Source organism: Roseomonas sp. TAS13 (assembly GCF_001950415.1).
GTDB classification, from domain to species: Bacteria; Pseudomonadota; Alphaproteobacteria; order Acetobacterales; family Acetobacteraceae; genus Roseomonas; species Roseomonas mucosa.
Genome location: NZ_BDLP01000013.1, coordinates 25,305 through 32,406 on the forward strand (window position 1 = coordinate 25,305; position 7,102 = coordinate 32,406).

Sequence of the window (7,102 nt, forward strand, 5' to 3'; positions counted from 1 at the left end):
ATGTTGACCGTTCTGTTCGACGGCGTGGCCTATGGGATGGTCCTTTTCATCCTCGCCTGCGGTCTCGCGGTGACACTGGGCCTGATGAACCTGGTGAACCTGGCGCATGGCGCCTTCGCCATGGCCGGGGGCTATGCCGCCCTCGTTCTGGTGAATCACTGGGGCGTGCCTTTCCTGGCCGCCCTGCCGCTGGTCTTTCTCTTCTCCGCCCTGCTGGGAGCACTGCTGGAGCGAACGCTCTACATCCATGTCTATGCGCGCAGCCATTTCGACCAGGTCCTGTTCTCGATCGGCCTGGTCTTCATGTCCGTGGCCATCGTGGACTACTTGGCGGGGTCCTCGCAGCAGTTCATCGCGATCCCCGACATGCTCCGCGCGCGGTTCGAGTTCCTGGGCATCAGCATGGGAGCCTATCGGCTGCTGATCATCGTCACCTGCGGCGTGATCGCGCTGGCCCTGCATCTCGCCTTGTCGCGCACGCGCTTCGGCAGCCGGCTCCGCGCCGCAGTGGATGACCCGCGCGTGGCACGGGGGCTGGGCATCAATGTGGGGGTGATCTTCGCAGTGACCTTCGCCATCGGCTCCGGCCTCGCCGGGCTGGGCGGTGCGCTGGGGGCCGAGATCCTGGGGCTGGACCCCAGCTTCCCGCTGAAGTTCATGATCTACTTCCTGATCGTGGTGACGGTGGGCGGCACCAGCTCGATCTCCGGGGCTTTCCTGGCCTCGCTCCTGTTGGGGATCGCCGATGTCGCCGGCAAGTACTACGTGCCGGAGTTCGGCGCCTTCGTCATCTACACGGTGATGATCGCCGTCCTGATCTGGCGGCCCCAGGGTCTCTTCGGCCGGGTGGCAACCCGATGAGCAGCCCCGGCATGAGCTTTCCGCAGCAAGCATCGGCCCAGCTCGCGCGCCTGTCCCGGTGGCATCCCGCGGAATACCTGGCCTGGGCGGCGATCGTGGCGGCTTTCCTGCTGTTCCCCGACCGCTACCTGCTGATCGCGGAGATCGCCGTCACGGCCCTTTTCGCGCTCTCGCTGGACCTCATCCTCGGCTATGCGGGCATTCTCTCGCTGGGCCACGCGGCCTTCTTCGGCCTCGGTGCCTATGTCGCCGGCATCGCGGCGGTGCGAGGCGTTTCCGACCCGCTGCTGGGCCTCGGGCTGGCCTGGGTGGCCGCGACCCTGCTGGGCGGCGCGACCAGCCTGCTGGTTCTCCGTGGCAGCGACCTGACGCGCCTGATGGTTACCCTCGGCGTGGCCTCGGTCCTCTACGAGCTGGCCAACCGGCTGAGCTGGCTCACGGGTGGGGCCGATGGCCTGCAGGGGATGGAGGTCGGCCCGCTCCTCGGTCTCTTCGAATTCGATCTGGGTGGCCAGGTGGCGGCTGTATACAGCCTCGTCGTCCTGTTCCTGGCTTTCGTGGTGGTCCGGCGGATCGTGCATTCCCCCTTCGGCTGGTCCCTGCGGGCGGTCCGGGGGAATCCGTTGCGCGCCGGGGCGATCGGCATTCCCGTCCGGGCCCGGCTGGTGGCGGCCTATACGCTGGGAGCTGGCTTGGCCGGGATCGCCGGAGCACTGCTGGCGCAGTCCACGCAGTTCGTCTCCCTCGACGTGCTCGCCTTCCATCGTTCGGCCGATATCCTTCTCGTGCTGGTGATCGGTGGTGTCGGCTGGCTCTATGGCGGGCTGCTTGGTGCGGTCCTGTTCAAGCTGATGCAGGACGTGCTTTCCAGCCTCACGCCGCAGTACTGGCAGTTCTGGATCGGCCTCGTGCTGGTGGCGCTGGTGCTGATCGGCCGGGACCGGATCGCCGACTGGCTCGCCCTGTTCCGCCGGCGCAAGCCCGCCACTGCCAGCCATGTCCCGGAGCCGGCCGAATGAGCGCAATGCTGCAGGACCTTTCCTCGTCCAGCCCCGAGCCTGGGCCTGCCCCGGCGCTGCAGACGCTGGGCCTGAACCGGCATTTCGGCGGGCTGCATGCGACACGCGACGTCAACCTCTCGCTGGCCCGGGGCAGCCGCCACGCCCTGATCGGTCCGAACGGCGCCGGCAAGACGACGCTCATCAACCTGCTGACCGGCGTGCTCCGCCCGAGTTCGGGCAGGATCCTGCTGGAAGGCGAGGACATCACGGCGTTGCGCCCCGATCAGCGCGTGCGCCGCGGCCTGGCCCGGACCTTCCAGATCAACCAGCTCTTCCCCGCCATGACCGTGCTGGAAACGGCGGGCCTGGCCATTTCCCAGAGGCTCTATGGCGGCCGCTCCTGGTGGCGGTCCGTAGGCAGCCGCCCGGCCGTGGTGGAGGAGGCGGTGGCCATCCTCGAACGATTCCGTCTGTCCGGGGTGATGGGGGAGCGTGTGGTCAACCTGCCCTATGGCCAGCAGCGGCTGCTAGAGATCGCCTTGGCCATCGCCTGCCGCCCCCGTGTGCTGCTGCTGGACGAGCCAGCCGCCGGAGTGCCCGAGGCGGAGCGCGAGGAGATCCTCGACCGCATCGCGGAACTTCCCGGCGACGTCACGGTGCTGCTGATCGAGCATGACATGGATCTGGTCTTCCGCTTCGCCGACCGGATCTCGGTCCTGGTGCTGGGCGGCGTGCTGATGGAGGGCAGCGTGGCGGAGGTCGCCTCGGACCCGCGGGTGAGGGAGGTTTATCTGGGGGAGGGCGAGCATGGCTGACATCCTGGCGGTGGAGCATCTCGCGGCGGGCTATGGGCAGGCCGCGGTGCTGCACGATGTCTCGCTGCGCCTCGCCGAAGGCCGCTCCATGGCGGTGCTGGGGCGCAACGGCATGGGCAAGACCACGCTGCTGAACAGCATCATCGGCGTCACGCGCCGCTTCGGCGGAACGGTCCATATCGGCGGAAAGGACATCACCAGCCTGTCCCCGGACAGGCGGGCCCTGGCAGGCATCGGCTGGGTGCCGCAGGAGCGCAACATCTTCCGTTCCCTGACCGTCGAGGAGAACCTGACGGCCGTGGCGCGGCCAGGGCCATGGGACCTGCGCAAGGTCTTCGCCATGTTCCCCCGGCTGGAGGAAAGGCGCCGCAACATGGGGGACCAGCTTTCCGGCGGCGAGCAGCAGATGCTGGCGGTGGGACGGGCGCTCGTGCTGAACCCGCGACTGCTGTTGCTGGACGAGCCGACCGAGGGCCTGGCACCGATCATCGTGGAGGAGCTCCTGTCGGCGCTCCGCCGGATCATGCGGGACGAGGGTCTTTCGGCGCTGCTGGTGGAACAGCACGCGCAGAAGATCCTGGGCGTCACGGACGAAGCGGTGATCCTGGAACGCGGCCGGATCGTGCATGCGGCCCCGAGTTCCGTGCTTCGCTCGGAAACGGAGGTGCTGGAACGATACCTGGGCGTATCTCGAAAGGGGGTGGTGCTTCCCGTCATGTGAGAAGGGCAGGGGCGCCCTCCCACGGGCCGGTTCCTGCGTGCCAGGAGATATAGAAGACAAAAGACTTGGCACGTCGGTATCCAGCTTGTATACAGGTTGGCAGGAAACGATCCGTGTGGAGGCCCCCATGGGCAGTAGGACCCCGACCTTTCCCCTGAATGCATGGTATGCCGCCGCCTGGGATGCGGAAGTGAAGCGGGAACTCCTGGCCCGCACGATCTGCAACAAGAAGGTCGTGCTCTACCGCACCCAGGACGATCGCGCCGTGGCGCTGGAGGATGCCTGCTGGCACCGCCTCGTCCCGCTTTCCATGGGCAGGCTCAAGGGTGACGAGGTGCAGTGTGCCTATCACGGCCTGCGCTTCAACGCGCGCGGGCGCTGCACCTTCATGCCGTCCCAGGACACGATCAACCCGTCGGCGAGCGTGCGCTCCTTCCCTGTGGTGGAGAAGCACCGCTTCGTCTGGATCTGGCCGGGCGACCCCGCCCTGGCCGATCCGGCGCTGGTGCCGGACCTGCACTGGAACCACGACCCGGCCTGGGCCGGCGACGGCAAGGTGATCCACGCCGCCTGCGACTACCGCCTGATCGTGGACAATCTCATGGACCTGACCCATGAGACCTATATCCATGGCAGCAGCATCGGCAACGATGCGGTGGCGGAAGCGCCTTTCGACGTCACGCATGGCGAGAGGACGGCGACGGTGACGCGCTGGATGGTCGATATCGATCCGCCGCCCTTCTGGCGCGCCCAGCTCGGCAAGCCCGGCAATGTGGACCGCTGGCAGATCATCCGCTTCGAGGCGCCCTGCACGGTGGCCATCGACGTGGGCGTGGCCCCCACCGGGACCGGCGCGCCGCAGGGCGACCGCAAGGAAGGCGTCAGCATGGTGGTGATCAACACGATCACGCCGGCAACCGACAAGACCTGCCATTATTTCTGGGCCAATGTGCGGGACTACCGCATCCACGAGCAGCGCGTGACGACCGATATCCGCGATTCCATCACCAAGGTCTTCCGGGAGGACGAGATCATCGTCGAAGCGCAGCAGCGCGCGATCGACGAGCATCCGGATCACGTCTTCTACAACCTGAACATCGATGCCGGGGCGCTCTGGGCACGGCGGCTGATCGACCGCCTGATCGAGGCCGAGACCGGCGGCGCCCCCGCCCTGCCGGTCGCGGCCGAGTAGCCACGATGTCCCAGAGCGTCGCGGCCCTGCTGAAGCTGCGGGAGGTGATCCTGAGCGGCAGCCTGCCGCCGGGGGAACGGCTCTCGGAGAACGGTGTCGCCGAGCGCCTCGGCGCGTCGCGCACGCCGGTGCGGGCGGCCCTGGCGCGGCTGGCGGAGGAAGGGCTGCTGGAGCCCATTCCGTCCGGCGGCTTCATGGTGAAGGCCTTCACTGAGCGGGAGATCCGCGATGCGATCGAGGTCCGCGGCACGTTGGAAGGGCTGGCGGCGCGCTTTGCGGCTGAGCGCGGCGCTTCGCCGGAAGGCTTAGCCCATCTGCGCGACATCCTGGAAGGCATCGACGCCGTCCTGGTGCGCGACCCCGCTGCCGGGATCGACTTCACCGAGTACGTGACGCTGAACGAGCATTTCCATCAGCTCCTGCTGGAACTGGCGGAGAGCCCGGTGTTGGCGCGCAAGGTCGGGCAGGCCGTGGCGCTGCCTTTCGCATCCCCCAGCGGCTTCGTCATGGCCCAGGGCGCGCTGCCCGAGGCGCGGGTGATCCTGACCGTGGCACAGGAACAGCATCGCAGCGTGGTGGAGGCGATCTCGCTGCGGGAAGGCGCCCGGGCGGAGGCGATCATGCGGGAACACGCCCGCCTCGCCCATCGCAACCTCGCCTTGGCCCTGCGCCAGGGCAAGCTTCATCTGGTCCAGGGCGGCGCCCTGATCCAGCGCCGCCTGCCGGCCTGAACGCGGCGGCGCGTGGGAGGAAAGAGAGAAAGATGCGGTTCGACGGACAGTGGATCACGGCGGTGGTTCGCGGCACGCGTGACCTGACGCCTGGCATTCGCGAATTCATCCTGGCACCCGAGGGCGGTGCGACGCCCTATGCCACCGGCAGCCATCTCTGCGTGCGCGTGATGGTCGATGGCAGGATCGACCTGCGCCGTTATTCGCTGGTCGGCGATCAGCCGCAGGATGGCTGCTGGCGCATCGCCGTGAAGCGCGAGGAGCCGGGCAGGGGAGGCTCTCGCTACATGTGGTCGCTGCCCACCGGAGCGCGCCTCGAGGTCACGGCGCCGGATAGCTTCTTTCAGCTTTCCGGCGATGCGCCCGATTACCTGCTGGTCGCCGGCGGGATCGGGATCACGCCGATCCGTGGCATGGCATCGGCCCTGCGGCGGCGTGGTGCGCGTTTCCGCATGCTGTATGCCGGGCGATCCCGCGCAGAGATGGCCTATCTGGCCGAACTGGAAGCGGAGCTTGGCGGGCAGCTGGAGGTCTTCAGCGACGCCGACGGACGAAGGATCGACCTGAAGCACGCCTTCTCGTCGCTCGAACCGGAAGCGGAAACCTATATCTGTGGTCCCATCGGCCTGCTGGAAGCGGCGAAGCGCGAATGGGCTGCCGCAGGTCGGCCGCGCGCTCGGCTGGTCTTCGAAACCTTCGGTTCCTCCGGCCGCCATCCCACCGAGGCCTTCACCGTCCGGCTTCCTCGCTTGGGCATCGAGGTGCAGGTGCCGGCCAACAGCAGCATGCTGGAAGCGCTGGAGGCCAGCGGCGTCGGTGTGCTGTCCGACTGCAGGCGCGGAGAGTGCGGCCTCTGCGCGATGGACGTGCTGGATGCCGACGGCATCCTGGATCATCGTGACGTGTTCTTCAGCGACCATCAGCACGAGGAGGGCCGCAGGATCTGCGCCTGCGTCTCCCGCGTGGTCGGTGGCACGATCACCTTGGACACGGCGGATCGTGGCGACGAACAGCTCCGGTCCGGCCCGGAGGTGATGCTGCATTCCTGAGCCACCCTGGGCGCGGCCCGCGACCGGGGGGGGAACGCAGGGCACTTCCCGCCAGAGGCAAGCTGACGCCCAGCATTCAAGGAATCTTCACGCCCATCCCGGTTCCCGCATCCTATACCGGTCGCGAAACAGGTTGCCGGGCACTGGATGCAACAGACATTCGTGAGGCGCCACTACCGCACGGTGTTCCTTTCCGACCTGCATCTCGGCCTTCGCGCCAGCCGGGCCGACCTGCTGCTGGATTTCCTGGGCGGCATGGATTGCGGGCGGATCGTGCTGGTGGGCGACATCGTGGATGGCTGGCGCCTGCGGAAGTCCTGGTACTGGGACGCCTACCATGACGAGGTGATCCGCCTGCTGCTGCGCAAGGCGCGCGAGGGTGTCGAGATCCTCTACATCCCCGGCAACCACGACGAGATGTTCCGCGACTGGGTGGGGCTGGAGGTCGCCGGCATCCACCTCGTGCAGCAGGCCGAGCACGTCACCGCCGACGGCCGCCGGCTGCTGGTGATGCATGGCGACGAGTTCGACAGCGTGGTGCGCTACTGGCCGCTGCTCGCCCATCTGGGCGACTGGGCCTATGACGCGGCGCTGCTGCTGAACCGCTGGTTCAACACCGCCCGGCGGCGGATGGGATACCCCTACTGGTCGCTGTCGCAATGGCTGAAGCGGCGTGTGAAGGAAGCCGTCAAGGCGATCGACCGCTTCGAGGAGTCGCTGGCGCACGAGGCA

8 protein-coding genes are annotated in these 7,102 nt (G+C 67.8%); all 8 read left to right on the forward strand.

The annotated features are described in order from the left end of the window. Entirely contained in the window at positions 1–861 is an 861-nt protein-coding gene (locus ROTAS13_RS02430) for a branched-chain amino acid ABC transporter permease (RefSeq protein ID WP_019463203.1), read from the forward strand. An 11-nt stretch (positions 862–872) separates the two neighbouring features. Next, the gene (locus tag ROTAS13_RS02435) at positions 873–1,880 is read left to right on the forward strand and encodes a branched-chain amino acid ABC transporter permease (protein ID WP_075821451.1); all 1,008 of its coding nucleotides are present in this window, start codon (positions 873–875) and stop codon (positions 1,878–1,880) included. Further along, entirely contained in the window at positions 1,877–2,677 is an 801-nt protein-coding gene (locus ROTAS13_RS02440) for an ABC transporter ATP-binding protein (protein WP_169741501.1), read from the forward strand. Before ROTAS13_RS02435 ends, ROTAS13_RS02440 begins: the two co-directional genes overlap by 4 nt. After that, positions 2,670–3,398, forward strand: a complete 729-nt coding sequence (locus tag ROTAS13_RS02445) for an ABC transporter ATP-binding protein (protein WP_075821452.1) — start codon at positions 2,670–2,672, stop codon at positions 3,396–3,398. The genes ROTAS13_RS02440 and ROTAS13_RS02445 overlap by 8 nt, the downstream gene beginning before the upstream one ends. A 127-nt stretch (positions 3,399–3,525) precedes the next feature. Beyond that, positions 3,526–4,590: an aromatic ring-hydroxylating dioxygenase subunit alpha gene (locus tag ROTAS13_RS02450; RefSeq protein WP_019462768.1), complete on the forward strand. Its 1,065-nt coding sequence runs from the start codon at positions 3,526–3,528 to the stop codon at positions 4,588–4,590. A gap of 5 nt (positions 4,591–4,595) precedes the next feature. Further along, the gene (locus tag ROTAS13_RS02455) at positions 4,596–5,321 is read left to right on the forward strand and encodes a GntR family transcriptional regulator (protein ID WP_019462769.1); all 726 of its coding nucleotides are present in this window, start codon (positions 4,596–4,598) and stop codon (positions 5,319–5,321) included. A 32-nt stretch (positions 5,322–5,353) separates the two neighbouring features. Next, positions 5,354–6,370, forward strand: coding sequence for a PDR/VanB family oxidoreductase (locus tag ROTAS13_RS02460; RefSeq protein ID WP_075821453.1), 1,017 nt, complete (start codon positions 5,354–5,356; stop codon positions 6,368–6,370). A 147-nt stretch (positions 6,371–6,517) separates the two neighbouring features. Continuing rightward, the coding region (locus ROTAS13_RS02465; protein ID WP_075821456.1) for a UDP-2,3-diacylglucosamine diphosphatase at positions 6,518–7,102 on the forward strand (585 nt) is incomplete at its 3' end.